Below are 25,068 nucleotides of genomic sequence, written 5' to 3'. Positions count from 1 at the left end.
GCCAGGGCCGCCGGTTTACGCTGAAAACCGAGGTGGGTCAGGCTAATGGTTTCATATCCGTTTTCAGCATGGTCTGAATGAGCGCCAGTGCCGCGTCGAAATCCAGTCGATCCATGGCCACGTCCAGCGCGATCAACTTATCGCTGCCCAATTCGGCGAGCAGGCCAGGTCGCATGCGGTCGTAGTGTTGGCAGGCATCCAGATTCTGTTGCTGCAGCAGGGTGCAAAGCTCTTCCAGCCGGGCGGGTGCGATATCCGCGGGAGCAGGTGTGCTGGTTGCCGACCTTCCTTCCCGTGCGAGCCACCGTTCTGCGGCAGCCAGTGTGGCGTGCAGATCCTCTTCGACCCGCGGGAGCAACGCATCGACACGTGCATGGTCGTTGTCCTGGATGGCCTGTTCGATCTGCAGGGCCGTGGCGGCGAAACGCTGTGCACCGAAATAACCCAAGGATCCACGCAAGGTGTGAAACGACCTGGCCGCATCGCGAAGCCGACCTTCCTGCCAGGCGAGTTGCGCGTCGGCGATCGGGCCGATGCCGTTGCTCACGATCTTCCTGATCAAGGCAATGAGGGTGTCGACGTAGTTCTGGTCGTCACTGCCGGCGCTGAGTAACGGGCCGACGTCAAAGACTGCAAGGTCGTCGATCACGGGCGTCGAGGCCGCTTGCACCTTGGGCGATGCTGGCGCAGCGGGGGCGGGGAGGGCGGCAGGCAGGTGCTGGCGGATGGTGGCCAGCATCTGATCGGCATCGATGGGTTTGGCGATGAAGCCGTCCATCCCGGCCGATAGGCACTGCTCACGTTCGTAGCTCAATACTCCCGCGGAAATGGCCAGCACCGGCAGCTCCAGTTGCAGTTCACTACGGATGGCCCGGGTGGCGGAAATGCCATCCATCACCGGCATGTGCACATCCATGAGCACCAGCTGGTAACGCGCCGGATCGGCTCGCAACCTGTCGAAGGCCTGCTGGCCATTCTCGCTGACTTCCACGCTTGCGCCGGCGTGTTCCAGTATGCCCTTGGCGACGAACTGGTTCAGGGCGTTGTCTTCCACCAGCAGCAGATGGACGCCTTGCAATGGTTTGCCTGATTCGGGAGCCACGATTTCGTCGCGGCGGGACGGCTTCAGTTCGGCGCGTGCGGCCTGCGCCTCGTGCAGAGTGTCGAACAGGTTGGAGCTGGTCACGGGCTTGACCAGTACGGCATCCATTTCTGCCGCCTCGGGGGCCTGCATGAGCGTGCTGTGATCATAGGCGCTGACCATGATGACAGTGGCGACGGTTCGGCCTGGGAGCTGCGCCCGAATCGCCTGCAGCGTGCACAAGCCGTCCATTTCGGGCATCTGCCAATCGGCAATGACCACATCGAAGAACTCGCCGCGCTGGGCCAGTGCGCGTACCCGCTCCAGCGCTTCCTTGCCTGAGGCCACGCCATCGGCGTGCCAGTGCCAGGCGGCGATCGCCTTGCCCAGGTAGTCGCGGCTGGTGGGGTTGTCGTCGATGACCAGGATACGCAGATCGCCGAGGGAGCTTCGCGACCGGGTGGTGATGTCGCTGACCAGGCCAGTCTGCCGCGCGAACGGGAGCACCACCTGGAACTCGCTGCCGGTGCCAACCTTGCTTTCGAGGCTGATGGTTCCGCCCATGAGGGATACCAACCGCTTCGAAATCGCCAGCCCCAGGCCCGTGCCACCAAAGCGGCGGGCAATGGAGCTGTCGGCCTGGGTAAAGGGCGCGAACAGGTGCGCCTGCTGCTCGGCGGTTATGCCGATGCCGGTATCGCGAACGCGGAAGCACAGTTGGACCGTCTCGCCCTCGCAGCCCACCCGATGCACCAATAGAGCGACTTCCCCCTGTTCAGTGAACTTGATGGCGTTGCCGACCAGGTTGACCAGCACCTGCTGCAAGCGCTGGGCGTCACCGATAAAGGCGAGCGGCACATCGGGCTCGACCCCGATCACCAGCTCCAGGTCCTTGTGCGCGGCGTTGACGGACATTACCGTGGCCAGCGCGCTGAGCACATCGTCCAGGCGGAACGGGGCTGGTGAGATCGCCAGATGCCCGGCTTCCAGCTTGGAAAAGTCCAGTACGTCATTGAGAATCACCAGCAGGGATTCGCCTGCACCCCGGAGCATCTGCAGGTACTTGCGCTGGTCGGTGGAGAGGACCGTGCTCGACAGCAGCTGGGTGATGCCCAGCACGGCGTTCATCGGAGTGCGGATCTCGTGGCTCATGCTGGCGACGAATTCGCTTTTCGCGCGGCTGGCCACTTCCGCGCGTTCCATGGCATTGCGCAGTTGCTGTGCCGCTTCCTTCTCCTGGCTGATGTCCTTGGCGATGCCGAGAAAGCCGACGATCTCCTCGGCAGAGTCTCGTACGGCGGTGACCGTGAGCTGCACCGGAAGCCGCGAACCATCCTGGCGCACGTAAGTCCATTCGCGTGTTTCGGCACGAGTTCGACGGGCGATGGCGACCAGCGCGTCGAAGCCATTAACCGGAGCATCCAGCTGCTGGCTCAACTCGGCGGCGCGAGCGTCCACCTCCTCGCGAATATGCAGCACGGACAGACTCTGGCGATTGACGAGGTCGGCGTCGCGATAGCCGAGCATTCGCTCCGCCCCGGTGTTGAAGATCTTGATGGTCCCGCTGACATCGGTCGCGATGATCGCGAACTCGCTCGCCGCATCGACCAGGGTGCCAAAGCGGATCTCGGATTCGGTGAACGCGACGGTCAACTGCTCGGCGAGGGCCTTAGCGTCTTCTCGCAATGTGGTCAGGTTCCGCACCACGAAGAAAAGCAGCAGGCTGATGAGCGAGCCGCCGATCAGCACCACAATCGATTTCTGGCGGTCTATCGACGCTTCGAAGGCCGGCAGCGTCGTGGCCTCGAGCGTCCATTGGTGCTCGGCCAGCGGGATGGTGGTCTGGCGGGTGAGCGGGTTGGGATACTCAGCCTGCTGCTTGGCCGACAGCGTGCCGTTGGAGTACATCCGGGCGGACTCGTCGGTCGTCTCGCCATCGAAGATCCGCAAGGCGAGTTCGACGTTCCTTCTGCCGAGCGTGCCGGCCATGAAATCGTTGATCCGGAACGCGCTATAGACGAAGCCCTGCAAGGCCGCGCTGCGTTCGGCCGGCGTCTCCAGCGGCAGTCCCGCGCGGTAGATCGGCAGATATAGCAGGGCACCGTTCTGCACGTCGTCATCGGTTTCCTGCACCAGCCTGACCTTTCCCGAGAGGGTGGCCCGGCCGGATTCCCTTGCGTGGACCAAGGCGACGCGTCGCACCGACTCGGTGAGCATGTCGAAACCGAACGCGCGCAGGTTGCGCCCGGTGAACGGCTCGAGATACATGACCGGGATGTATTCCGCGCGCTCGCCGACGGGCCATACTCGAAAGTCCGGGAAACCTTCGTTTCGTACTCTGTTCTCCACCCCTGCCTTGCGCTCTGCGATGAAGTGTTCGGCGAATCCGATGCCCTGGATGCCGGGATAGGTCTGTGTGACTTCCTGGGCCATCACGAATTGCCGCCATTCCTCTCGCGTGACCGAGCTGGATGCGCGGAACAGGCCCTGGCCGCTGCGGAGCACCTGTTCATAGGTTTTCAGGCGTTCGCCGATTCGCTGCTGGATGTCGTTCACCAGGAAGCTGAACCGCTCCTGGGCCTGGGCCTGAGTTGCTGACGCCACGAAATGCCACGCCATTACCGTCAGGCTGAGGCTGACCAGCAGCGCCACCCATTGCTGGCGGACCTGACGAAATGGCACTGCAGTCAATGGCCCCTGCATGGCCCTTGCCCGCTCGGCGAGGTCGGCGGCCAATAGCAGGCCGGTGACGCTGGCGAGGGCGATGAATACTTCGAGGATCAGCAGGGACTGGTTCAGCGTGCCGGTGGCGAAGGGGCCGTAACCCTGCGTCGTGCTCAAGACGGCACTACCGGTGACCAGCAACAGGACCACCGTGACCCCGCGCAGTCCGTAGCGATAGGCGGTCCAGGCCATGGCCGGCAAGAGCAGATACACCAGGGCCCTTTGCCCGGCATCGCTGGGGAGCTGCTCGCCGAACAAGGCCAGAAGTGCCAGTGCGAGCACCAGGACCGACACTGTGATTTCGGCGAGGGACCTCGTGGGCCCGGCCGGCCCGGATCGGCTGGCCCAGCAAAGCAGCAGGGGCGCCAGCGTGATGATGCCGGCTGTGTCGCCCATCCACCAGGTGGTGAAGATGACCGACTGCGCGGCCTCTGGCGCGATGCCGCCGAGGACCAGGCTACTGGTGCCGATGCCGGCACCGACCATGCACATCAGCAGAGCGATCAGCACGAACTTGGCAACTGCCAATGGTGAGGCCAGGAGTTCGCCGGACTTCACCCAGGCGCGCAGGAGATGACAGCCCAGCACCGCTTCGAGGGTGTTGCCGATGGCAATGGCCGAAGAGACCACGATCGCGGTGTTGCCAGTGGCGACCTGATTCGCGGCGAACTCGGCATAGTTGGCGGCAAAGGCGCCAATGGCGATCCCCGGCAGCAGGCGATAACCAAACAGCAGCAGAGCGGCCAAGGCGATGCCCGAGGGTGGCCAGACCGGCGACGCATTGGTATCGGCAAAAGCCAGCAGGAGCCCGAGCCGGGCTGCTGCGTAGTAAATCGCGGCCAGGGCAAGGACGGTGAACAGCCATTTGAGGCTTGTTGCCAGGTGCAGCGCGCTATGCCGCATGGAGTGCGTCCCTTTCGATCCGTATGGCGATCATGGCCACTGGTATACCGTGGCGCGGTCGCGGCCATCGGTTTTCGCCTGGTAGAGCGCCTTGTCGGTCGCCTCGATCAGCTGCTGCATGGAACCCTGCACGGGCGGCGCCAATGAGGCTATGCCGACGCTGATGGTCACCATGGGCGCGGTAGCCGAATATTGATGGTCGATTCGTAGCTCCCGTACGAGGTCGCAGAGCCACCCACCGTACTTTTCGGCGCCAAGGGCGTCGGTATGGGGCAGGATGATTGCAAACTCTTCGCCACCGTAGCGCGCCACCAGTTCACCCGGACGGCGGGAGACGGTATTGATGGCCTTGGCCACGCTTTGCAGGCAGACATCGCCCTGCGGGTGGCCGTAGTGATCGTTGTAGGCCTTGAAATGGTCGACGTCGATGAGCGCCACGGCCAAGGGCAATCGCTGCCGTCGGTGCCGCTCGAACTCCAGCGACAGGGCTTCATCGAAGTAGCGGCGGTTGTACAACCCGGTCAAACCGTCACGGTTGGCAAGCTGGCGCATCAGGGTTGTCTGTCGTTGCAACCGCAGGTGCGTCTGAACCCGAGCCCGCACCACGGGCGGATTGAACGGCTTGGTGATGAAATCCACCGCACCGGCCTCCAGCGCCTTGATCTCGTACTCCATGCCGGTGTTGGCGGTGACGATGATGACAGCGCAATCCTGGGTGGCTGGATCGTTTTTCAGTGCGGCACAGACCTCGTAGCCGTTCATGCCGGACATTTCGACATCCAGCAGGATCAAGGTCGGCTGCTGCTGTTGCGCCAGCCGTATACCCGTTTCCCCGCTGGTGGCGAACAGGATCTGTCCCTGATCCTTGAGCATGCTGCTCAGCAGGCGAATGCTATCGGCGCTGTCGTCGATGATCAGGATCACGCTCGGTCCATCGTCAAGCCCAGGCATAAGGGCGTCCCTATTGCGAAGTTTGCTGGCGGTTTCGACTGAATTGCCAGGCGCATTGTAGTTGTTGTTCTGTGGGTGCAGAGACCGGCTTCATACCCTTTGCCACTGCCGCCTGACCCGCCCCCAGCAGGGTAATGCTTGCCGGAATGCCCTGGTAGAGCTCGTGAGGCGGTATTCACAAGGTAGCAAAGAAGGGGCTGGTCCATCATTCCCGCTCCTCGAGCCCCCCGCAAGCCAACTGGAGGTGCAACCGCTTCGTGGACGAGCGCCGCGTTCGATGTATCGCTGTGTATCCGGCCCCGGCGCACGGCGACTGGCTTACAAATGCTCCTGGCGGCGGATACGTCGGGGATACATGGCTGCGGCGAAATGGCCACACCCGATCGAGGGCCGCCCAGGCGCCTCGCTCCAGGGTTCCAAGGCCCTTGTGGCATGACCCGCGCGGTCTGGCCGCGCCCAGTATCCGGAGAAACACCATGTCCCGTTCCCAAATCTCGAGCAAGACCCGTATCGGCCTGATCGCTGTCGCCCTGGCCGGCGGCATCAACCTGGCCTCGTCCACCGCTTTCGCCGTGGAGGCGCTGCCGCAGGGCTACCTGCTGGCCGCTGCCGACAAAGCCGGTGAGGGCAAGTGTGGCGAAGGCAAATGTGGCGCAGCCGAGGCCAGCGACAAGGCCACCAACGCTGAAGGCAAGTGTGGTGAAGGCAAGTGCGGTGCCGCCGAAGCCGGTAGCGCCAAGGCGGCCGAAGGCAAGTGCGGGGAAGGCAAGTGTGGCGATGCCTCCTTCGCCCGCACCGACACCGATGACGACGGCCGCGTTTCGCTCAAGGAACTCCTGGCCGTGGCCCCGAAGGGTGGTGCGGAATTCAAGGCGATGGACACCAACGCAGACGGTTTCCTCTCCGAAGGCGAGGTCTACAAATTCCGCAGCAATCAGTACACCTCCAACGGCAAGAAAGTGCCCACCGAGCTGTTCACCAAGCTGAGCCAGGCCAAGAACTGATTCGCGGCGCTTGTGCCTCCCTCCCTGCGCCCGTGGCCGGGGAGGGTTCCACTCCTCTGGAGAATTACCATGACCACTGCGTCTTTCCCCCATGGTGCGGGCCTCGGCTTGCGCCGCGCATTGCTGCCCGAACTGTTGGCGATGGATGCCGGCGCCGTGGATTTCCTGGAATGCACACCGGACAACTGGATCAAGGTCGGTGGCCGCCAGGGTGACGGTCTGGCCAGTATCGCCGAGCGCTTTCCGCTGGCCTGCCACGGCCTGTCGCTGTCCCTTGGCGGTCCGGCACCGCTGGACCGCGAGCTACTGCGGCGCACCCGTGAATTCCTCGACCAGCACAAGGTGGCGTTCTTCAGCGAGCACCTGAGCTACTGCTCGGACGACGGACAGCTCTACGACCTGCTGCCGCTGCCCTTCACCGAAGAGGCGGTGCTTCATGTCGCCGCGCGCATCCGCCAGGCACAGGACGCCCTGGAGCGGCGCATCGCGGTGGAGAACATTTCCTACTACGCGGCTCCCTACCAGGCACTGAGAGAGATCGACTTTCTCCGCGCGGTACTGGAGGAGGCCGACTGCGACCTGCTGCTGGACGTCAACAACCTCTTCGTCAACTCGATCAACCACGGTTACGACGCCGCCGAGTACCTGGCTGCGCTGCCGGTGGAGCGGGTCGTGTACATGCATGTGGCCGGCCATTACGACGAAGCGCCGGACCTGAAGATTGATACCCATGGCGCCCGGGTGAAGGGTGACGTTTGGGCCTTGCTGGAACAGGCCTACCAGCGCTTCGGTGCGCTGCCCACCCTGCTGGAGCGCGACTTCAACTTCCCGCCGCTGGCGGAACTGCTGGGTGAGGTCGAGCAGATCCGCGTGCGGCAGCAAGCTGCCATTGCCTGGCTGGAGGTGCGTCATGCATGAGGTACTGCATGACCAGCTGATGAGCATGGCGCGCTACGTGCGTGACCCGCAGCACAACGCGCCGCCGCCCGGTATCGAGGCGCGGCGCCTGGCGGTGTACCGACAGTTGTTCTTCGGCAATGTGGAGTCCCTGCTGGCAGGTGGCTTCCCGGTCATGCGCGCCAGCCTCGGGGCGAAGAGATGGCAGGCGTTGATCGAGTCCTTCTACGCCGACTATCGCTGCCAGACGCCCTTGTTCACCGAGATCTCCGGGGAGTTCGTCGACTATCTGGCGGAGGGTGGAGGGGATGCCCTGGACCTGCCGCCCTGGGTGGTGGAACTGGCTCACTATGAGTGGGTGGAGGCCGCGCTGCTCCTGAGCGACAGGCGCGAGCCCGCCCACGACCCGGAGGCCGACCTGCTCGAAGGGGTTCCGCTGCTGTCGAACCTGGCCTGGCCGCTGGCCTACCAGTGGCCGGTGAGCGAAATCGGTCCCGACTACCTGCCGCAGGAAGCGCCCGAGCAGCCGACCCTGCTGCTGGCCCGGCGTGGCGCGGACATGAAAGTGCATTTCTCGCGCCTGGCGCCGCTGGCCCATGCGCTGCTCGACTCGCTGCAGACACAGTGCTGGACCGGTCGCCAGCACCTGCAGGCACTGGCCGAAGCCCTCGGCGTCGACAGCGCCAGCATCCTGCCGCAGGGCCTGGCTTTGCTGGAAAACCTGCGCGCTCAGGGCGTGGTGCTCGGCACCCGCGTCCAACGCGCAACCTGACGCCGGTTCCCGCCGGCACTATCCCGTACTCCCCAAGGAGACTCAGCGTGACAGATACCCTGGAAAACATCATTTACACCGGCAAGACCCGCACCACCGGTGGCCGCGATGGACGCGGCGCATCCTCGGACGGCGAGTTGGATGTACGCCTGAGCAAGCCCGGCTCGGGGCATCCGGGCAGCAATCCCGAGCAGTTGTTGGGCGTTGGCTGGTCGGCCTGCTTCATCGGTGCCCTGCATCGCGCCGGGCAGAGCTTGGAGATCCGCCTGCCGGAAGATGTGGCGGTGGCCGCCGAGGTGTCACTGGGCACCGCCGTCGGCGGCGGTTTTGCCCTCGCGGCCAAGCTGACCGTGGAGCTCCCCGGGCTGGCGACCGAGGACAAGGCGCGGCTGGTGGAGGCGGCGCACCAGCTCTGCCCGTACTCCAAGTCCACGCGCGGCAATATCGAGGTGACGTTCGATATTCCCTGATTGGCTTGCACAGAGGCCAAAGCCCGCGCGCCCTTCCAGGCGCGCGGGCTTTTTGGTTCTCGTGCGAATTCATTCGCGAAGGGCAGCGCAGCTGCCCCCTGAGAGTCCGATGGGCGAACCTGCGGTCCGCTTTCGCAATTGAAATCGCCCCCACAATGGTCGGTGCCACCCCATGGAAGACGGCTCGACCCCGCGCTTTTTGCTCTTCGTGGGGGCGAATTCATTCGCCAAGGGCGGCGCAGCTGCCCCCTGAGCGGCCGAAGGGCGAACCTGCGGTCCGCTTTCGCGATTTAAATCGCTTCCACAATGATCGCCTGGAGTCATCGGGCACGGGGCTTGGTGGATGGAAGAGCGCAGAACGAAGGCCAACTTTTTGGGACCAATGAAAAAGCCCGCGCCTCCGTTGGGAGGCGCGGGCGTTTCCTGCTTGCCGGGATCAGGCCTTGCGGCGCAGCAGGGCATCCAGGCTGAAGCGTCCGGCGCCCTTGAGCAGCAGGGGCAGCAGCGCCACCAGGTAGATCAGCGGCAGCTTGTAATTGCCGTAGCCCTTGTCGCTGATGGAGTAGCCCAGGGCGAGCTCCGACAGGCTCGACCAGTGCGCCGGCCAGTGCACGGCGGCGATGGCCACCAGGGTCAGCACCATCAGCACCAGGCTGGCGAAGCGGGTACCGAGGCCGAGCAGCAAGAGCAGGGGCGCGATCAACTCGGCCCACATCGACAACTGCCAGCTCAGCTCGGCCGGGAGCAGGTTGAACGGGAATGGGAAGGCGGACTGGATATCAACGAACCAGTTCTGGCCGTTCCATTTCTCCAGGCCGGATTCGAAGAATTCCCAGGCGAGGAACAGGCGCAGCGGCAGGTCGGCGCTCCAGGCGCCCAGGCGGTCGAGTTGGTGGTGGGCGTACTTGAACGGGGATAAGGCGAGCGTGGTCATGGGCGGGCTCCTTCGACTGGGGCGCATCGGCGGGATGCCGTTGCTCTTGTGCCCATGCTGGCAGGGGGCCTTGTCCTGGATGTGTCCGCCGCAACCCGTCGTGTATTCCTGTGTACGGCGCATCAGGCCGTGGTGCCGAATTCAAGTTGCGCGCACAGGCCACCGCTTTCACGATTGCGAAGAGTCAGGCGAGCGCCAAGGGCCTGGCTCAGCTGCTGGGCGATGGCCAGCCCCAGACCGGTTCCGCCGGTGCTGCGGTTGCGCGAGCTCTCCACTCGGTAGAAAGGCTTGAACACCTCGGCCAGTTCTTCTTCAGCGATGCCCGGCCCGTTGTCCAGCACCTGCACCTGTACATTGCCTTGCACATTGCGTTGCACCGCCAGCTGAGCGCTGCCGCCGAACTTCAGGGCGTTGTCGATCAGGTTGCTCAATACCCGGCGCAGGGCGTGGGGGCGGGTTTCCAGCAATGCGCTGCTGGTGCCGTCAAGGCTCACCGCCTGGCCACTGTCCTGGTAGTCGCAGACCAGACTGTCGAGGAAGGCGTCAAGATCCACCCGGCAGGGGGCCTCGCTGCTGCTGTCCATGCTGCGCGCGTAGGCCACGCCTTCGCGCACCAGGTGCTGCATTTCGTTCAGGTCGCTCCACAGGCGTTCCCGTTCCGGCGAGGCGTCCATCTGCTCGACGCGCAGCTTCATGCGGGTGATGGGCGTCTGCAGGTCGTGGGATATCGCCGCCAGCAGTTGCATGCGCTCCTTCAGGTAGTCGGCGATGCGGCCCTGCAGGGCATTGAAGGCGCGGGCGGCGTAGGCCACTTCGCGTGGTCCGCTCTCGTCCAGGTCCGGGCCGGGGGCATCTGGGTCGAGATGGTCGACGGCCTGGGCCAGGCGGGTCAGCGGACGGACTGCCAGTCGCACTGCCAGCCAGGTGCAGGCCAGCAGCAGCGCCAATTGCAGGATCAGGACTACCGGCAGCCACTGAGCCACCGGGATGGGCCCGGGGGTGACGTCCACTGTCAGCGGGCGGCCGTCGCTCAGAACCAGGTGCGCCTGGAAGTGCGGGTGCGGTCCAGGAATGGTCTCGAAGCGCAGGGCGTAGCGCTGGCCGATGGCCCGTTGGATGGAGGTCGCGGCCATGTGTGGTTGGGCCATGTCCATCGACTCGCCGGGCAGGCCCCCATCAAGACGGTAGCGGTAGTTGCGCCGCTCCAGGAGTGAAAGCCAGGTGGCACGTTCCTCTGCCGGCAGGCGATCGATCAGCGCCACGGCGGTGCTCACGTCGTGCTCCAGGTTGCCGAGCATGACATTGCGCCCGGTCTGGTAACGCTCGTAGAACTGCGAAGCGAAGGACAGCCCGTAGGCCAGTATCAGGCCGGTGAGGAAGATCAGCGCCAGGCGGGCGGCCAGTGTGCGCGGCCAGAGGGACAGGGGCATCACGTCCTCGGCTCGAGCAGTTGCACGGGTAGGGCGAAGACGTAGCCCTCGTTGCGCACGGTCTTGATGCAGGCCGGCTCGCGGGCGTCGTCCTGCAGGCGCTGGCGCAGCCGGCTCACCAGCAGGTCGATGGAGCGGTCGAAGACGTCCGCTTCGCGACCCTGGGTCAGGTTCAGCAACTGCTCGCGGCTGAGCACCCGTTGCGGATGGTCGAGGAACACCCGCAACAGGCGGTATTCGGCGCCGCTCAGGGCGACCAGGGTGTCGTCGGTGTCCAGCAAGTGCCGCGCGGTGGTGTCCAGGCGCCACTTGCCGAAGCCGATCAGCCGGCTGCTGTCGCTGATCTGCAGGTTCGGCGGCAGCATGCGCGTGCGCCGCAGCACGGCGTTGATCCGCGCCAGTAGCTCGCGGGCCGAGAAGGGTTTGGTCAGATAGTCGTCGGCGCCCATTTCCAGGCCGATGATGCGGTCGGTCTCCTCGTTTCGGGCGGTGAGCATCAGCACTGGCGTGGCCTTGTGCTTGCCCACGCGCAACTCGCGGCACAGGCGCAGGCCATCGTCGCCGGGCATCATGATGTCGAGGACGATCAGGTCGACCACGTTGGCTTCGAGAAAGGCACGCATCTGCCGGCCGTCCGCGGCCAAGCTGACGCGCAGGCCGTTCTTCTTCAGGTAATTACCGACCAGCTCGCGGATTTCCCGGTCGTCGTCGACGATCAGGATGTGATCGATATGTTCCATGGGAGGTCCTCGCTCAGGTATCCGAGGCTAGTGTATCGGGCCCGCCCACGCTTGCCCGCTGCCCTTTGTATTGCAGTGTATCCAGCGTCGGCCTGATACCTGCGCTTGCACGGCCGGCGCGCGTATCAGCCTGTATCCGGGACAGCCGCCGACACTTTGCGCGGCAATGGCCGCTGACGCCGGACATATCGGCGATACCTCCTGCCACTGAAATGGGCAGCCTGCGGATGCCATGGCGCATCCGTTCGCTTACTCATCGATCAGGAGAGCCACATGAAATACGCAATGCTTGGTGCCGCCTGTGTCCTGGCGGCCATCAGCCTCGGCAGCATTCCCGCACAGGCCGCGGACGCCACCAGAGTCGAACGCTACCACTACGGCATGCACCTGGACGTGCAGAAGCTAGTGGCGCTGCACGAAGCGCCAGCGCAGCTGTGCCAGCTGGTCGAAGCGCGCATGGATTACCTGGACTCCCAGGGAAAGCTTCGCAGCCTGGCTTACCTGAAGCACTCCGCCACCTGCCGTGACAGCAATTGAGACTGCGCAGCCCTGAACCGCGTGGCCAGTCCGTCGCCCGGCGACAGCCGGGACGCCCATAGTAATTTGCCCATACGAGGTGCCTCATGCTGCTCGTCGCCTTTCTCGGCGGGGTGCTGACCCTGCTCAGCCCCTGCATCCTTCCCGTACTGCCGCTGTTGCTATCGCGTGCCGGTGGTCCGGCCTGGTCGCCACTCATGACTCTGGCCGGCCTGGCCTCGGGCTTTGCCGTGCTGGCAAGCTTGGCGGTGGTTTCCAGTGCGTGGGTGATCGAGGCCAGCCAATGGGGCCGCTTCCTGGCCCTGGGTCTGCTGGCCGTATCTGCGCTGGCCTTGCTCTCCGCTCGTTTCGGTACCTGGGTATCGCGGCCCTGGCTGTGGCTGGGCGACCGGCTGCAGGGTGATGCCCGCCGGCTGTCCCCGGCACTGTCGGCCTGGTTGATGGGGTTCGCCGCAGGTCTGCTGTGGGCGCCCTGTGCCGGTCCCATCCTCGGGCTGATCCTCTCCGGCGCCATGCTCAACGGGCCGAGCGCCTCCACCAGTCTCTTGCTGCTCAGCTACGGCCTCGGCAGTGCCGTGGCGCTAGGGGCCCTGGTCTTCCTGGGCCGTGGTGTGTTCCAAAGGGCCAAGTTGTCGCTGCGTGCGGTGGAATGGCTGCGGCGCGGCGCCGGCGCCCTGGCGTTGCTGGCGGTCGTCGGTATTGCCAGCGGGACCAGCGCCCAACTGGCCGGCCTCGGCTCCTCGCGGCTGGTCACCGGGTTGGAGCGCCACGTGGTCGAGGGTGTGCCGGCCTTGCTGGAACAGTTGGTGGGCAGTGCCCGCGCCGACAGCATGGAGCTGCCGGACCTGGGCGCGATGCCGTCGCTGGAGGGGGCCACCCAGTGGCTCAACGGCCCGTCGCTCAGCAACGAAGACCTGCGCGGCAAGGTGGTGCTGGTGGACTTCTGGACCTACGACTGCATCAACTGCCGCAACAGCCTGCCGTACGTGAACCAGTGGGCCGAGCGCTACGCCGACCAGGGCCTGGTGGTGATCGGCGTGCACACGCCCGAATACCCCTTCGAGCGGATCATCGACAACGTTCGCGAGGCGACCGTTCGCCTGGGCGTCAAGCACCCGGTGGCCATCGATAACCAGTACCGCATCTGGAATGCCTTCACCAACCAGTACTGGCCGGCGCATTACTTCATCGATGCCAAGGGACGAGTCCGCCATCTGCACATAGGCGAGGGCGATTACGACGAGCAGGAGGCCATCATCCAGCAACTGCTGCGGGAGGCCGGGGAGGGTGGCGGCAACCGTTGATCGTCTGCGGATGGACGCGCGGCGCGCCGGGTGCCGCGCTTCATCCTGGTGAGGAAGGCTTTGGAACCCTTTGCCCGAGATGCTAGGTTCTTCCACCCCATTCACCAGTAAAGGACGACCTCGATGCGCCCGATAGGAACATTCTGCGCACGGCTGCTCCTGCTTGCCTGTGCTTCTGCGCTCGGCAGCTTCGCAACGGCGAGTGCCAAACCGCATGATATCGACGCCACCGTGCAGCAGGCCGCCCAAGCAGTCATGCAGCAGTACGGCATTCCAGGCCTGGCCATTGCGGTGACCGCCAATGGCGAGCCGCGCTTCTACAATTTTGGCGTTGCGTCCAGGGAAACCCGGCAAGCCGTCACGGCCGATACGCTTTTCGAAGTCGGCTCGGTCAGCAAGACGCTGACCGCCACCCTGGCCACCTATGCCGAGGCCAGTGGGCGGTTGTCCCTCACCGACAGCCCCGGCAAGTACCTGCCACAGCTCCAGGGGAGCAAGCTCGACCAGGTGACGCTGATCAACCTGGCGACCCATACCGCCGGGGGCTTTCCCCTGCAGGTTCCGGAAGACATCCGCAACGACCAGCAGCTGATGGATTACTTCAGGTCCTGGCAGCCGCAATTCGCCCCGGGCACCCACAGGACCTATGCCAACCCCAGCATCGGATTACTCGGGGTGGTCGCGGCGAAGAGCCTGGACATGCCGTTTGTAACGGCGATGGAAGCCGAGCTTTTCCCGAAGCTCGGCATGCGCAGCAGCTATATCGAGGTGCCGGCCAGCGCAATGCCGCGCTACGCCCAGGGCTACAACAAGGAAGATGCTCCGGTCAGGCTGAATCCCGGCATCCTCGCCGCTGAAGCCTACGGGGTCAGGACCAGCAGCAAGGACCTGCTTCGCTTCATCGAGGCCAACCTGGGCCTCGTCGATACCGACGCCACACTGAAACGCGCCATCGCCGCCACCCGGACGGGGTACTTCAAGCTGGGCCCGATGACGCAGGACCTGATCTGGGAACAGTACGGCTACCCGGTGGAATTGGAGGCGCTGCTGGAAGGCAATGGCAGCAAGATGGCCTACGAGAGCCATGCCGTCACGGCGCTGACGCCACCGACACCGGCCCAGGATGCCGCCTGGGTGAACAAGACCGGCTCGACCAACGGCTTCGGTGCCTACCTGGCCTTCGTGCCGGCGAAGAAGCTCGGCATCGTGGTGCTGGCCAACAAGAACTATCCGAACGAGGACAGGGTTCGGCTGGCCCATAAAATCCTTAGCGAACTGGACTGAATTCGACTGGATGAATTTCGGTTCTTCACGAATGGCGGGGGAGGGTCGCACCGGATTGGCAAACCGGTGCGATGGGGCTTTAGGTTCTGTTGTTCAGCTCATTGCCGAGTCGGCTTCGAGTCTCTGTTTCGCCTTATCGGCCGCCCAGCAGCAGCGTCCAGTAGATGCCGGCATCGCTGCGCGGATTGGTCGCGTAGGCGGCGCCCATCTCCGTGAACATCGGGTTCATCAGGTTGGCGCAGTGTCCGGGGCTGGCCAGCCAGCCTCGCACCGCGCTGTCCGGCGAGCCGTGCCCGGCGGCGATGTTCTCGCCCAGTTTTCGGCCGCTGTAGCCGGCGGCCCGCGCGCGATCCTTAAGGCTGCGCCCGTCGCTGTCGCGGTGGGCGAAGAAATTGTCCCTGGCCATCGCCCGGCTGTGCCCTTCGGCCGCCTCGCCGAGGTCGCCATTCCAGCGCAACGGCGCCGCTGCGGCGAAGGACCGGGCACCGCAGCGCCTTGGCCGCGCCCGTGCCGCGTTCACCTGTGCCAGTACCTCGCGCACGTTGCTACGGCCAGTCCCGGCTCCGCCTTGCGGTTGCGGTCGCGCCAGCACGACGAGCCAGTCGCGCCCTGATTGGCTCACGCCGATATCGACGAACTCTTCCTCCAGCAGCGAGCGGCAGTAGCGGTCCGTCAATTGCGCCAGCGCCGCCCGCGCCTCTCGCGGCCCGGTCAGGCGGATGGCCTGCACGTTGGTAGCGCGGTAGCCGGAGCGCTTGAGCGCCGACCGCCAGTCACGGCCAGCGCTCGTCGGCAACGCCAGGCGGCGCTCGGCCTTTAGAGGCGGCCGCGCCCGCACCGTGCGCCCCTCGCAGCGCGCCGGCTGGCTGCGGTAGTCGTTGATGGCGCGGACCAGCCGGTTGGCCTCGTCGGCCATGGTGGTAGCGGGGAGTGCCAGGATGGATAGCAGGGGGAGGGCAGCCAACTTCAAGGTGAAAGAGCACAGGCGCGAGCGAAACGGCGACATGGAAAGCAGAGGTCCCTTGCAGGTGAGAGGAGTGAGCCGGCGTTGGACAGGGCGCCACTGAAAGGGTTCGCCACCTGCCCGGCACGATCGGACTTTCATTAGAACTTGGGAAACCAGGTCCTCAGGACGTGGTCATGAGTCACCCGCTCCGCCGCAATGTGTCTAGGCGCTGAGAGGTAGGGTGCGCCGTGCGCACCAAGGATTGAGCGGGGCGCAGGGGCTGAGCCCGCGATCGGTGCGCAGGGCGCACCCTACGGTGGGGCAAGTGCAGGAGTTTCGCCCCAGGTGTGTAGGTAGACCCCGCTCCCTTGTGAGTGGCGACGGGACCCTACGTGGAGAGGCGCGGCAGCAATGCGCCCTGGAAGTTTCCATCCAGCCAGGAGCGGTTCACCTTGCCTGCGTTCGGCGCATCGAGCACCGTAGGGTTCAGCCCTGGCGCTGGCGCAACTGGATGAACAAGGCCTCGACCTTCTCTCGTGCCCAGGGCGTCTTGCGCAGGAAGGTCAGGCTGGACTTGATGCTGGGGTCGCTCTTGAAACAGCGGATATCGATGCGCTGGGCCAGTCCGTCCCAGCCGTAGTGGGCTACCAGTTCGTTGAGCAGCTTTTCCAGGGTGACGCCATGCAGCGGGTTGTTCGGTGTCTGGGTCATGGCGTGCCTCGATCGATGCTTCGGAAGAAGGCGGCAGCTTAGTGCAGCGACCGCGGCAAGGCCATTCCCGGATTTCATCCGGGCTACGGACTCGATCCGCGCAAGGTCGGCAAGACCGTATTCCTCTTCGATTCCGTCGACGAAAAGCCTGTCGGCCCATAAGCCGGAATGGCCCGCCGAAAGAATCGGCGGGCCATTCGGGCAGTCCGCGTCCGCAGCCTCAGGCCACCGGGATCCGCGGGTCGGCAGCGGCCAGGGCGGTGGCTCGATCGGCCGCCGGGGGATAGATCCACAGGGTGTTGATCTGTGTCTTGAGCGCCTTGGCTTCCTGCTTGACCAGTTTGAGCTGGCGGTCCCAGCCCTCGGTGAACACCGCGCCCCAGGCGCCCAGGTCCAGGCAGGTCACGTACTTGGGTTGGCGGTAGGGCATTGGCGGAACGCCCAGCAGTGCTGCCGCGGCGTTGTTCCCCGCATGCCGGCCGAGTGAGATCGCGTGCTGGCAGGACATCACCGCGAAGTTCCCGAGCTCGTCGGTGGCGGCATAGGCGACGTCTCCGGCGGCGAATACCCGGTCCTGGCCGAGCACCTTGAGGTGCTGATCGACGTGCAGCCTGCCCTGGGCGTCGCGCTCGCCGGTCAGTTGCGCGGTCAGCGGGCTGGCGCGGAAACCGACCGTCCAGATCACCGTCCCCGCCTCGATGCGTCGCCCATCGGCCAGGGTTACACCGTTGGCGTCCACCGCCGCCACGGTGGCATCGAGCACCCATTCAATGCCCAGGTGGTCCGAGGCTTCGGTGATCGAGGGACGAATCCCGTCGCCCATGGCTGCGGCGATCTGCGGACCGCGGTCAACCACTATCACGCGGATCTCCTCGTCATCACCGAGCACGGCTCTCAAGCGCGCCGGCATCTCGGTTGCGGTCTCGATGCCGGTGAATCCACCGCCGGCAACCACCACGGTATTGCGGGTGCGGCTGTAGGGGCGGTCCTTGAGGGACGTGAGGTGGTTCTCCAGGCGCACGGCGGCTTCGATCTGGTCGACATCGAAGGCGTAGGCGTCCATGCCAGGCACAGTCGGGCGGACGAGCTGACTCCCGCTCGCCAGTACCAGTCGGTCGTAACCCAGTTCCCCTTGCCGGCCCGCCTCGTCGGTGTAGCCGACGGTCTGCGCCTGCTCATCGATGTGGCTGGCCGTGCCCTGGACGAAGCGGACGCCCACCGAGTCGAACAACTCGTTCAGCGGTGCGTACATCCGGTGAACGTCCGGCTCGTAGAAGCGCGGGCGTATCCTCAGCTCCGCCTGGGGCGCCAGCAGGGTGATCTCCACGTCTTCACAATCGTACTTGTCCAGCAGGCGAGCGGCGCTCAAGGCGCTCCAGACCCCTGCGAATCCTGCACCGACAATCAGAATATTTTTCATGGTCTGCTCCGGAAACGAGGTTGGGTGATGTCCACGACAGCAAGTTCGAGAGAACTGCGAGTTTCGGGGCGCACCTGGGCACTCCCCGGATCTTCAGGTCAGGTGGTTGCGGGTAACGCGAGGGAGCCCCGGGAGGCTACGGCGCTTGCGAGTGAAGGGAGGGTTCGGTCGTTGGCACTGCGACAGGCGCTTGATGCGGGGGTCGAGATTTTCATTGGATCCGTCCCGTACTGTTCTGGGTGATGCGGGGTGGCCTTGGCGGCTCACGAGCAGATCTTCAGTTCCGTCCCGGAACTCCACTACTCGATTCGATTGATAGTTGGTCTTGGGCGAAATGATGGTTCGGCGGGCGATGCGTGCTATGGGCTGAAACCATAAAGGAGGCGCTGCGCATCGCCCCGGCGCTCCTGGCGGCCTGTATCAACCGCCGGGGAGAGGTGATGCCCGACATGGAGATCGGCAGTGGCGGCTACTTCGTGGATTTCACACAGCCGTATCGCACCTCCTTGGATGGGGAGTACCCATAGAAGGCGGCGTAGCATTTGCTGAAGTGGCTGGCGGAGGCAAAGCCACAGGCAACGCTGACCTCGGAAATAGGAAGGTCCGAGTATTGGAGCAAACGGCGGCTCTCGGTAATGCGCAGTTCCAGGTAGAAGCGAACCGGAGTAGTTCCGAGTTGCTGCTGGAAGAGCCTCTCCATTTGCCGCTTGGAGCGACCGACATAGCGGGAAAGCTGGTCTTGGGTCAGCGGCTCTTCGATGTTCGCGCCCATCAGCGTGATGGCATCCCGGACAGGCTCGCTCATTTTCTCGTGCAGCGATGGATGCACTCTTCGATAGCGAGACTCCTCAAAGGCGAGGATATCGACTATGGCATCGACCAACCCGCGACCGTGGATCGTCTCGATCCAGGCCAGAACCATGTTGAAGGCACCCGTAGGACTCGCGGAGGTCAGCCGATTGCGATCGACCACATAGCTCTCGCATGTCACCTGGCTGTTCTTGGCAATTTCAGCGAGAGCGGCCCGATTCTCTGGATGCACAGCGCACTTGTAGCCATCAAGCAACCCCGCTTGCCCCAAGAACCATGCGCCATTCCAAAGCCCGGCCAGGGCGACGCCCTTTTCACCCGCAACTTGCAGCAAGTGCGTCAGCTCGGGTGCAGAACGCAACGTCGTTCGAAGACCACTACACACCACAAGAAGATCAAGCTCGTGCAAGAGCTCGCCGTGAAGTGCCGAGCTCGGGGAAATGACCAGACCGAGGTCGCTGGCTACCGAGGTACCATCCAGGGTGAGGGTCCTGGTTGCAAAAGCTTCCGCTCGAATCAGGTTCGCGGTAACCAGGGTGTCGAGTGCTTGTGTGAAGGCTGGAAGAGAAAAATGCTCGAGCAGGACGAAGCCCACTCGAGCCTGAGGTAATCGCTCATCCTTGTGTTCACCAACAAACCGGAGGTTCCGTCCCTGCAAGCCGTCGCTGAATAACCTCCGCTCTCTCAATCTCTTTCTCTTTCAATTTCAACGGGTTCAAAAAACTCAGTGTCTGGGCCGACCGGGGTCATCAGGCCAGACATCTTCGTGGAATCAGGAAGCGCCGGAGCGTAATCGCCCAGGCGCTTCGTGTCCGATCAGGGGGGAAGCCCTAGGGACTTCCCGGTCGTTCAGATCAAGCTGTTTTCCCTACGGCGCCGACACGCTCAGGTTGAAGATGCTGTCGTTTGGTCGTGAGACCGATAATCAGGATCACCACGGCCAGCCCCAGGGTTGAGGTCACTTCAAGCCGGTGTTGAGGCATGACGAACATCACTCCCAAGGCAAAGACGATGAATGCGATCACGGCCCAGGTCAGCCAGGGGAACAGCCACATCTTGAAGGCGATTTCGGCGTTCTGTTTTTGCAGCATCGAGCGCATGCGCAGCTGGGAGAAGGCGATGACCAGGTAGACCAGCAGGGCGATCGACCCGGAGCTGGCCAGCAGGAATGCGAACACCTGGGAAGGCGCGAAGAAGTTCAAGGCGGTCGTCAGCATGCCGATGAGGGTGCTGGCGATAACGGCAGCCCGGGGCACGCCCGCTGCAGACGTCCGCTGGATGAAGGCCGGCGCATCGGAACGCTTGCTCAGCGAGTAGATCATGCGCGAGGAAATGTAGATCGAGGAGTTCAGGCAGCTGGCAACCGCCACCAGCACCACCATGTCGACCAGGAACTTCGCATAAGGGATGTTCATGATTTCCAGTGCACGCTGATAGGAGCCCTGGATCGGAAGCAGGGGGTCATTCCAGGGCACGACGGAAATGATCACGAAGATCGACAGCAGATAGAAAACACTGATCCGCCAGATCACGGAACGGGTGGCCTTGGCGATGTTCTTGGCAGGGTTGCTCGACTCGGACGCAGCAATGGTTACCGCCTCTGTACCCATGTAGCTGAACATTGTCGTCAGCAGGGCACCGATGATCGCCGTCCAGCCATTGGGCATGAACCCGCCGTGTTCCACTATCAGGCGCTGCAGGCCGCTTACCTCACGATCCGGCAGGGCTCCGAGAAGGGCAGAAGTGCCGAGCGCGATGAATGCCACGATCGCGATGATCTTGAGCATCGCGAACCAGAACTCGAACTCGCCGTATTTCGCCACGCTGAAGAGGTTCGTGGCCGTCAGTAGCACGGTCACCGTCAGTGCAAAGAACCAGGTCTCGACCTGCGGGAACCAGTTGTTCAGCACAACGCCTGCGGCTATCGCTTCGATGGGAATGACCAGTACCCAGAACCACCAGTACAGCCAGCCAATGGTGAAGCCCGCCCAGCGGCCGATGGCCCGATCCGCATAGGTGGAGAAGGAACCGGTGTCGGGGCTCGCCACCGCCATTTCCCCCAACATGCGCATCACCAGTACCACGAGGGTCCCGGCCAATGCATACGCCACAATGGCTGCAGGGCCGGCTGATGCGATGGCATGTCCGGAGCCGACGAACAATCCTGCGCCAATGATGCCGGCGATCGAGAGCATGGTTATATGCCGAGGCTTGAAGCCTTGCGCCAGCTCGCTGCTTGCGCTTTCCGCTCTGGTGATGGTCATTCTGATCTCTTCTCTTGGACTTGTTATGGAGGCGCGAAGCTGCCATCGGGTCGCTGGACGACCTGGAGCCGGTATTCCGGGCTACTTTCCGTTTCGCCAATCGGCGCATCGGTAAACCGGCAATGGAACTCAGTCCTGGCAGGCATCACGCGACGCCAACATAGTCCACGTCGATTGGAGGTCGGTTGGCCCTACTCGCCACCGCGTTGAGGAAAAGCGACATCGACTTGTGTGCTCGCGGCATGCTGTGTACAGACCGTCAGGTGGAAGGGGAGGGCTCGGAAGACTTGCTCCGCGCCGACAGAACCGTGGCCACGATGATCAAGGCCGCTCCGGCAACCATCAGCAGCGAGGGCCGCTCCCCGAAAAGCCACCAGGCACAGGCAATGGCATACACCGGTTCCAGTGCGATGATCATTCCAGCGCTGCGTGCATCGAGTCCGTCCAGGCTCTTCACGAACAAGTACTGCGACAGACCTGTGCAGAACACGCCCAGGAGGCCGAGGTGGATCCAATCGGCCGTCGCCAAGCCGTCGTTTACGAAGCCTTCCAGGGAAAACGGTGAGATCAGCAATGCGACGGTGACGTTCTGCCAGAAAGCAACCTGCATGGCGTCCATCCCCCGCGTGGCGCGGCGGTTGGTCATCGCCAGCATGGCGAAGGACAGGCCGGAAGCCAGGCCCCAGAGCAGGCCGATGGTGCCTTGGTCTCCCAGGTCGAACGAAGGTGCAACAAGCACCAGTCCGGTGCTGACCAGCGCCAGGAGGACCGCCTCACGTGCTCCGATTCGCTCACGGAAAACCAGCAGATCCAGCAGGGCGATGAAAGCGGGGAAACTGGCGAAGCCCAGCGTCGCCATCGCGACTCCACCAACCTTGATGGCGATGAAGAAGGTGACCCAGTGGGCCGTGAGCATTGCCCCGGACAGGAACAGTATCGCCAGTTTCCGCCAGCTCAGACCGCGAAACAGGGGGCGTCGCTGTACGTGTGCGAAGACAAGCAGTGCAAGAACCGCAAAGGCAGCGCGACCATAGGTGATGACCGTTGCATCGGCGTTGATCAACGCACCAAAAATACCGGTCAAGCCGAAGAGAACCGCTGCAATGTGGGCAACGGTCAAGGAAGCACGATGGGTGCTCGAAGGAGCAACCTGAGTTACGTCTACAGAAAGCATGGGCAGTTGGTCTTTACGAAAAAGCGTGGCCGACACACTCCCCTGTGGCCGTGCGCACTGGTTTCGATGACGAATGGGGATATGGGATGACATCCGGACTTGGCGGATGCCTGGTGCGGCAGCATTGGTGGCGCTCTTCCATGAGCTACTGGCTGCTTGAGGGCGGGTAAAGCAAAAAAATCTCCGACTCGACCACCGCACAGACGGCGGTGGCGAATCGGGTCAATCAACGCATCAGTTATGCAGACGCGTTGATCCAGATGGTCTTCAGCTCGGTGTACTGGTCATGTGCCCAGATCGACTTGTCACGCCCACCGAAGCCAGACTCCTTGTAGCCACCGAACGGCGTCGAGGCATCGCCTTCGCCGAAGCAGTTGACTGTCACCACGCCCGCGCGGATCTCCCGCGACAGGCGCAGGGCATTGCGCAGGCTGCCGGTGTAGGCCGACGCGGCCAGGCCGTAGACGGTGTCGTTGGCCAGCTCGATCGCCTCATCGATGGTCGCGAAGCTGGTGACGCTCAGCACCGGGCCAAAGATCTCCTCGACGAACAGGCGGTTGTCGCGGGCCACGCCGTCGACGATGGTCGGCTGCACGAACACGCCCGACTCAGTTTCGCCACCCTGCACCACATTGAGCTTCTGCTCGGCGGCGTATTCCAGGTAGGAGCGGACCTTCTCGAAGTGCGACTTGCTGACCATTGCGCCCAGACGGTTGTCCGGGTCTAGCGGGTCCCCCAGTTTCCAGTCCTTGAGGTGTTTGGCGATCAGCGACAGCAACTCGTCCTTGACGTCCTTATGGACGATCAGACGCGAGGATGCCGAGCAGTTCTCGCCCATGTTCCAGAATGCACCGGCGGTGACGAACTGGGCGACTTCGTCCAGGTCCTCGCAGTCGTTCATGACCACCGCCGGGTTCTTGCCACCCAGTTCCAGCACGATGCGCTTGAGGTTGGACTCGGCGGCGTACTTCAGGAACAGGCGGCCGGTGTCGGTCGAGCCGGTGAAGCTGACCATGGGGATGTCCATGTGGCGGCCGATGGCCTCGCCCACTTCACGCCCACCTCCCGGGATGAGGTTGAACACACCCGCAGGAATGCCCGCCTCATAGGCTAGCTCCACCACGCGCAGGGCGCTCAGGGTGGTTTCCTTGGCCGGCTTGACCACGATCGAGCAACCGGCTGCCAGCGAAGGGGCTATCTTCCAGGCCAGCATCAGCAGCGGGAAGTTCCACGGCAGCACCAGGCCGACCACGCCAATAGCTTCGCGCACCACCATGGTCACGGCCGCGTTGCCGGTCGGGGCGGTGTTGTCGTAGATCTTGTCGATCAGCTCGGCGTGCCAGCGGATGGTGTGGATGGTTTCCGGCACGTCGACGTTCTGGCACTCGCTGACCGGCTTGCCGCTGTCCAGCGATTCGAGCACCGCCAGTTCATGGGCGTTGTCTTCCAGCAGCTGGGCGAACCTAAGCAGGATGTGCTTGCGCTCGCCGGGCTGCAGCTTCGACCAGCGGCCGTCGTCGAAAGCCTGCTTGGCGGCGGCCACGGCCACATTGACATCCTGCACGTCGCAAGCGGCGATCTCGGCCAGTAGCTTGCCGGTGGCCGGGTTGGTGGTGACAAAGGTACGGCCCGACAGCGCATCACGGAATTCACCGTCGATAAACGCCTGGGTACGGAATTCCACTTTGGCGGCAAGCGCCGCGTACTCCGCTTTGCTCAGCAACTCAGCCATTGTTGGAACCCTCGGTGATTTTTGCGATGTTGCGCTTGAGCACGGCGAGGACGTCTTTCAGCGCCTGCTTCTGTTCGCTTTCGAGCGGTTGCATTGGTGCGCGCACGCCGCCGGCACGCAGGCCGCTCAGCTCGCAGCCGTGCTTGATGGATTGCACGAATTTGCCGCTTTCGAGGAAGTCCATCAGCGGCATCAGCTCGGCCATGATGCGGCGGCCCTTGTCGAAGTCCTTCTCGAGTACGCAGGCCTCGTACAGGGCCACGTGTTCGCGGGGAATGAAGTTGGAGCCGGCGCACACCCAGCTACGGGCGCCCCAGGCGAAGAACTCCAGGGCCAGGTCATCCCAGCCGCAGGACAGGGCGATATGGGGGTGTTGCACGGCCAGGCGATGCAGGCGGGCCGTATCACCCGAGCTTTCCTTGATGGCGACGATGTTCTTGCAATCGGCCACTTCAGCGAAGAACTCGTCGCCCATGCCGACGCCCATGCGGGCGGGGTAGTTGTACAGCATGATCGGCAGGCCAGCCGCGCGGTCGACGGCCAGCACGTGGGTGGCGATTTCCTTCTGGGTCGGCAGGGCGTAGGGTGGCGAGCCGACCAGGATCGCATCGGCCTTGATGGCCTTGGCGGCTTCGGCATAGGCGACCGACTCCTCGGTACGGACGGCGCCAGTGCCTACCACCAGGGGCAGGCGGCCATTGATCACATCCTTGGCCTGAGCGGCGAGATCGAAGCGCTCCTGGGCGGTGTGGGCGTAGTACTCGCCGGTGGAACCGCCAATGACGATGCCGTGAACCTTGGACTCGATCAGGTGTTCCAGCACTTGCGCGAAGGCCGACTTATCGATGGCTCCCTCTGCGGTCAGGGGAGTGATTGCCGGGGTGAAGATACCGTCAAAGTTCATCTTGGATTCTCCTTGGGTGAGGGTCTTGTCTATTCACCGCGCCGCTGCGTTGTGCAGCGGCTGGGCATGTTCAGTT

Annotated in this window: 20 protein-coding genes; 7 read left to right on the top strand and 13 right to left on the bottom strand. The window is 63.9% G+C overall.

Translation table 11 applies throughout. The features are described 5' to 3' along the window. Positions 1 to 37: 37 nt before the first annotated feature. Both E8F12_RS10695 and E8F12_RS10690 read right to left on the bottom strand, forming a co-directional pair. Positions 38 to 4,708 (bottom strand): CHASE domain-containing protein, encoded by a 4,671-nt coding sequence (locus tag E8F12_RS10695; RefSeq protein ID WP_280325214.1) that lies wholly within the window; start codon positions 4,706 to 4,708, stop codon positions 38 to 40. A gap of 30 nt (positions 4,709 to 4,738) precedes the next feature. Next, positions 4,739 to 5,632 carry a diguanylate cyclase gene (locus E8F12_RS10690; RefSeq protein WP_280325213.1) on the bottom strand — a complete coding sequence of 298 codons (894 nt, stop codon included), beginning with the start codon at positions 5,630 to 5,632 and terminating at the stop codon, positions 4,739 to 4,741. A 503-nt stretch (positions 5,633 to 6,135) separates the two neighbouring features. Here E8F12_RS10690 and E8F12_RS10685 point away from each other — a divergent pair. From E8F12_RS10685 to E8F12_RS10670, 4 genes are all read left to right on the top strand, one after another. Further along, on the top strand, positions 6,136 to 6,663 hold the full coding sequence (locus tag E8F12_RS10685) for a hypothetical protein (protein WP_280325212.1): 528 nt from the start codon (positions 6,136 to 6,138) through the stop codon (positions 6,661 to 6,663). 69 nt (positions 6,664 to 6,732) lie between these two features. Continuing rightward, positions 6,733 to 7,581: a DUF692 domain-containing protein gene (locus E8F12_RS10680; RefSeq protein ID WP_280325211.1), complete on the top strand. Its 849-nt coding sequence runs from the start codon at positions 6,733 to 6,735 to the stop codon at positions 7,579 to 7,581. Next, a complete protein-coding gene (locus tag E8F12_RS10675) occupies positions 7,574 to 8,332 on the top strand; it encodes a putative DNA-binding domain-containing protein (RefSeq protein WP_280325210.1) in 759 nt (252 codons plus the stop codon). Before E8F12_RS10680 ends, E8F12_RS10675 begins: the two co-directional genes overlap by 8 nt. A 47-nt stretch (positions 8,333 to 8,379) precedes the next feature. Beyond that, complete coding sequence (locus E8F12_RS10670; RefSeq protein ID WP_280325209.1) at positions 8,380 to 8,802, top strand: Ohr family peroxiredoxin; 423 nt, start codon at positions 8,380 to 8,382, stop codon at positions 8,800 to 8,802. A 436-nt stretch (positions 8,803 to 9,238) separates the two neighbouring features. Here E8F12_RS10670 and E8F12_RS10665 read toward each other — a convergent pair whose 3' ends face one another. The 3 genes from E8F12_RS10665 to E8F12_RS10655 all read right to left on the bottom strand — a co-directional run bounded on the left by E8F12_RS10665 (position 9,239) and on the right by E8F12_RS10655 (position 11,906). Then, positions 9,239 to 9,736, bottom strand: coding sequence for a DoxX family protein (locus tag E8F12_RS10665; protein WP_280325208.1), 498 nt, complete (start codon positions 9,734 to 9,736; stop codon positions 9,239 to 9,241). 122 nt (positions 9,737 to 9,858) lie between these two features. Then, the gene (locus tag E8F12_RS10660) at positions 9,859 to 11,166 is read right to left on the bottom strand and encodes a HAMP domain-containing sensor histidine kinase (RefSeq protein ID WP_280325207.1); all 1,308 of its coding nucleotides are present in this window, start codon (positions 11,164 to 11,166) and stop codon (positions 9,859 to 9,861) included. Next, complete coding sequence (locus tag E8F12_RS10655) at positions 11,166 to 11,906, bottom strand: response regulator (protein ID WP_280325206.1); 741 nt, start codon at positions 11,904 to 11,906, stop codon at positions 11,166 to 11,168. The genes E8F12_RS10660 and E8F12_RS10655 overlap by 1 nt, the downstream gene beginning before the upstream one ends. A gap of 273 nt (positions 11,907 to 12,179) precedes the next feature. Between E8F12_RS10655 and E8F12_RS10650 the strand changes: the two genes are divergently transcribed. The 3 genes from E8F12_RS10650 (at position 12,180) to ampC (ending at position 15,031) form a co-directional block, all read left to right on the top strand. Continuing rightward, positions 12,180 to 12,443 (top strand): DUF2790 domain-containing protein, encoded by a 264-nt coding sequence (locus E8F12_RS10650; RefSeq protein WP_280325205.1) that lies wholly within the window; start codon positions 12,180 to 12,182, stop codon positions 12,441 to 12,443. Between the two features lie 86 nt (positions 12,444 to 12,529). Next, on the top strand, positions 12,530 to 13,747 hold the full coding sequence (locus tag E8F12_RS10645) for a redoxin family protein (protein ID WP_280325204.1): 1,218 nt from the start codon (positions 12,530 to 12,532) through the stop codon (positions 13,745 to 13,747). Between the two features lie 123 nt (positions 13,748 to 13,870). Continuing rightward, a complete protein-coding gene (ampC, locus tag E8F12_RS10640; protein WP_280325203.1) occupies positions 13,871 to 15,031 on the top strand; it encodes a class C beta-lactamase in 1,161 nt (386 codons plus the stop codon). A 133-nt stretch (positions 15,032 to 15,164) separates the two neighbouring features. Here the strand turns inward: ampC and E8F12_RS10635 are convergent, their stop codons facing one another. The 8 genes from E8F12_RS10635 to E8F12_RS10600 form a co-directional block, all read right to left on the bottom strand. Further along, positions 15,165 to 16,037: a CAP domain-containing protein gene (locus E8F12_RS10635; protein ID WP_280325202.1), complete on the bottom strand. Its 873-nt coding sequence runs from the start codon at positions 16,035 to 16,037 to the stop codon at positions 15,165 to 15,167. Between the two features lie 426 nt (positions 16,038 to 16,463). After that, the gene (locus E8F12_RS10630; protein WP_280289932.1) at positions 16,464 to 16,688 is read right to left on the bottom strand and encodes a VF530 family protein; all 225 of its coding nucleotides are present in this window, start codon (positions 16,686 to 16,688) and stop codon (positions 16,464 to 16,466) included. A 220-nt stretch (positions 16,689 to 16,908) separates the two neighbouring features. Next, positions 16,909 to 18,108, bottom strand: coding sequence for an NAD(P)/FAD-dependent oxidoreductase (locus E8F12_RS10625; protein WP_280325201.1), 1,200 nt, complete (start codon positions 18,106 to 18,108; stop codon positions 16,909 to 16,911). 469 nt (positions 18,109 to 18,577) lie between these two features. Further along, positions 18,578 to 19,606: a GlxA family transcriptional regulator gene (locus E8F12_RS10620; protein WP_280325200.1), complete on the bottom strand. Its 1,029-nt coding sequence runs from the start codon at positions 19,604 to 19,606 to the stop codon at positions 18,578 to 18,580. A 166-nt stretch (positions 19,607 to 19,772) separates the two neighbouring features. Next, positions 19,773 to 21,182: a GABA permease gene (gene gabP / locus E8F12_RS10615; protein ID WP_280325199.1), complete on the bottom strand. Its 1,410-nt coding sequence runs from the start codon at positions 21,180 to 21,182 to the stop codon at positions 19,773 to 19,775. Between the two features lie 259 nt (positions 21,183 to 21,441). Further along, positions 21,442 to 22,356: a DMT family transporter gene (locus tag E8F12_RS10610; protein ID WP_280325198.1), complete on the bottom strand. Its 915-nt coding sequence runs from the start codon at positions 22,354 to 22,356 to the stop codon at positions 21,442 to 21,444. Positions 22,357 to 22,594: 238 nt separating this feature from the next. Beyond that, a complete protein-coding gene (locus E8F12_RS10605) occupies positions 22,595 to 24,088 on the bottom strand; it encodes an aldehyde dehydrogenase (protein WP_280325197.1) in 1,494 nt (497 codons plus the stop codon). Beyond that, positions 24,081 to 24,992: a dihydrodipicolinate synthase family protein gene (locus E8F12_RS10600; protein ID WP_280325196.1), complete on the bottom strand. Its 912-nt coding sequence runs from the start codon at positions 24,990 to 24,992 to the stop codon at positions 24,081 to 24,083. Before E8F12_RS10600 ends, E8F12_RS10605 begins: the two co-directional genes overlap by 8 nt. Positions 24,993 to 25,068 lie beyond the last annotated feature (76 nt).

Source organism: Pseudomonas sp. BN102 (genome assembly GCF_029871245.1).
Lineage (GTDB): Bacteria > Pseudomonadota > Gammaproteobacteria > Pseudomonadales > Pseudomonadaceae > Metapseudomonas.
This window is presented reverse-complemented; position numbering and strand designations above follow the sequence as displayed.

Coding starts and splice junctions, on each gene's coding strand:
- E8F12_RS10695 (WP_280325214.1), bottom strand. CDS start 4,708: ATGCGGCATAGCGCGCTGCACCTGGCAACAAGCCTCAAATGGCTGTTC.
- E8F12_RS10685 (WP_280325212.1), top strand. CDS start 6,136: ATGTCCCGTTCCCAAATCTCGAGCAAGACCCGTATCGGCCTGATCGCT.
- E8F12_RS10680 (WP_280325211.1), top strand. CDS start 6,733: ATGACCACTGCGTCTTTCCCCCATGGTGCGGGCCTCGGCTTGCGCCGC.
- E8F12_RS10675 (WP_280325210.1), top strand. CDS start 7,574: ATGCATGAGGTACTGCATGACCAGCTGATGAGCATGGCGCGCTACGTG.
- E8F12_RS10665 (WP_280325208.1), bottom strand. CDS start 9,736: ATGACCACGCTCGCCTTATCCCCGTTCAAGTACGCCCACCACCAACTC.
- E8F12_RS10660 (WP_280325207.1), bottom strand. CDS start 11,166: ATGCCCCTGTCCCTCTGGCCGCGCACACTGGCCGCCCGCCTGGCGCTG.
- E8F12_RS10655 (WP_280325206.1), bottom strand. CDS start 11,906: ATGGAACATATCGATCACATCCTGATCGTCGACGACGACCGGGAAATC.
- E8F12_RS10650 (WP_280325205.1), top strand. CDS start 12,180: ATGAAATACGCAATGCTTGGTGCCGCCTGTGTCCTGGCGGCCATCAGC.
- E8F12_RS10645 (WP_280325204.1), top strand. CDS start 12,530: ATGCTGCTCGTCGCCTTTCTCGGCGGGGTGCTGACCCTGCTCAGCCCC.
- ampC (WP_280325203.1), top strand. CDS start 13,871: ATGCGCCCGATAGGAACATTCTGCGCACGGCTGCTCCTGCTTGCCTGT.
- E8F12_RS10635 (WP_280325202.1), bottom strand. CDS start 16,037: ATGTCGCCGTTTCGCTCGCGCCTGTGCTCTTTCACCTTGAAGTTGGCT.
- E8F12_RS10630 (WP_280289932.1), bottom strand. CDS start 16,688: ATGACCCAGACACCGAACAACCCGCTGCATGGCGTCACCCTGGAAAAG.
- E8F12_RS10625 (WP_280325201.1), bottom strand. CDS start 18,108: ATGAAAAATATTCTGATTGTCGGTGCAGGATTCGCAGGGGTCTGGAGC.
- gabP (WP_280325199.1), bottom strand. CDS start 21,182: ATGACCATCACCAGAGCGGAAAGCGCAAGCAGCGAGCTGGCGCAAGGC.
- E8F12_RS10610 (WP_280325198.1), bottom strand. CDS start 22,356: ATGCTTTCTGTAGACGTAACTCAGGTTGCTCCTTCGAGCACCCATCGT.
- E8F12_RS10605 (WP_280325197.1), bottom strand. CDS start 24,088: ATGGCTGAGTTGCTGAGCAAAGCGGAGTACGCGGCGCTTGCCGCCAAA.
- E8F12_RS10600 (WP_280325196.1), bottom strand. CDS start 24,992: ATGAACTTTGACGGTATCTTCACCCCGGCAATCACTCCCCTGACCGCA.